The organism is Hymenobacter persicinus, from assembly GCF_004167665.1.
GTDB lineage: Bacteria > Bacteroidota > Bacteroidia > Cytophagales > Hymenobacteraceae > Hymenobacter > Hymenobacter persicinus.
In genome coordinates, this window is the sequence record NZ_SEWE01000128.1 from 1 (window position 1) to 1,886 (window position 1,886).

Consider the following 1,886-nt stretch of genomic DNA (forward strand, 5'->3'; position numbering starts at 1 on the left):
CTAATTCCATTCTGATGAAATCTTCCAAATCACTGATGGCCTTATTTATGGCCATGACGCTGTTCTTCGGCTCGTGCGCTACCACCCGCAACCCAAACATTCCGGATGCTAACGGCACGGGCCCCCGCAAAACCGGCATGAGCAAAACGGCCAAGGGCGGCCTGATTGGGGCCGGTAGCGGCGCCGTAGTGGGTGGCGTGCTGGGCCGCGTGATTGGCGGCAAAAACGGTACGGCTGCCGGCGCTATCATTGGGGCTGCCGTGGGTGGTACCGGTGGCGCTCTGATTGGCCGCAAGATGGACAAGCAGGCCGAAGAGCTGCAGCGCGACATGCAGAACGCCAAAGTAGAGCGCGTGGGCGAAGGTATTAAGATCACCTTCGACTCGGGTATCCTCTTTGACACCAACAGCGCCACGCTGCGTCCGGCTTCGATGACGGAAATCCAGAAAATGGCTGCCGTGCTGCAGAAATACCCCGACACGAACGTGCTGATTGAAGGTCACACCGATGCTTCGGGCACCGATGCCATCAACCAGCCCCTGTCGGAGCGCCGGGCCCAGGCCGTGGCAAACTACACCACCAGCCAGGGCGTTGATGCGTCCCGCGTGACGGCTACGGGCTACGGCTCTTCCCAGCCCATTGCCGACAACACCACCGTGGAAGGCAAGCAGGCTAACCGCCGCGTAGAAATTGCCATCTACGCCAACGAAAAGATGAAAAAGGCTGCCGAGCAAGGCCGTCTGTAAGTTTTTCGCAGGCTCTCTCCCTCAAAAAAGACCGCGCCCCGTTGGCGCGGTCTTTTTCGTTGCCGGCCCTCGATGCATTCGGCCGCAAAGGGCGTTTGCTCGAAGTATAAATTAGCTAGTTGATGGTAGCGTTTTTGCACGCCATTAGCCAGTCGTTAGAGAAAAAACGAGAATTATTCTGGCCTGAAAAACAGCTTTGTAGCGCCGTTAGGCAACATTTTAAGCAATTTCAAATCGGCCAGCCGCGTTTTGGCAAGGTGGTTGCAATTCTGCTTCTAACCCAACGGTAACGGCAGTCTGAAAACTCTCCCCTAGTTTAGCGCCGAAACCAACTCTTCTAATCCTAGACCAAAACCTCAAAACCAACCCCATGAAAAATCTCCGTTCGTATTTCGCCGCCATGCTGGCCGTACTGCTGCTGAGCTCGAACTTCGCCGAAGCGCAAACCACGACCACCACGACCACGACCACCAAGAAGCCCTGGAGCAAAACCGCTAAGGGTGCCATCATCGGAGCCGGTGGTGGGGCCGTAGTCGGGGGCGTGCTGGGCCGCGTGATTGGCGGCAAAAACGGTACGGCTGCCGGCGCTATCATTGGGGCTGCCGTGGGTGGTACCGGTGGCGCTCTGATTGGCCGCAAGATGGACAAGCAGGCCGAAGAGCTGCAGCGCGACATGCAGAACGCCAAAGTAGAGCGCGTGGGCGAAGGTATTAAGATCACCTTCGACTCGGGTATCCTCTTTGACACCAACAGCGCCACGCTGCGTCCGGCTTCGATGACGGAAATCCAGAAAATGGCTGCCGTGCTGCAGAAATACCCCGACACGAACGTGCTGATTGAAGGTCACACCGATGCTTCGGGCACCGATGCCATCAACCAGCCCCTGTCGGAGCGCCGGGCCCAGGCCGTGGCAAACTACACCACCAGCCAGGGCGTTGATGCGTCCCGCGTGACGGCTACGGGCTACGGCTCTTCCCAGCCCATTGCCGACAACACCACCGTGGAAGGCAAGCAGGCTAACCGCCGCGTAGAAATTGCCATCTACGCCAACGAAAAGATGAAAAAGGCTGCCGAGCAAGGCCGTCTGTAAGTTTTTCGCAGGCTCTCTCCCTCAAAAAAGACCGCGCCCCGTTGGCGCGG

Annotated in this window: 2 protein-coding genes; both read left to right on the top strand. The window is 58.1% G+C overall.

What is annotated here, in order from left to right:
- The coding region (locus EWM57_RS20930; protein ID WP_317128213.1) for an OmpA family protein at positions 1-746 on the top strand (746 nt) is incomplete at its 5' end.
- 370 nt (positions 747-1,116) lie between these two features.
- On the top strand, positions 1,117-1,836 hold the full coding sequence (locus EWM57_RS20935; protein WP_165370608.1) for an OmpA family protein: 720 nt from the start codon (positions 1,117-1,119) through the stop codon (positions 1,834-1,836).
- The last annotated feature ends 50 nt before the right edge of the window (positions 1,837-1,886 follow it).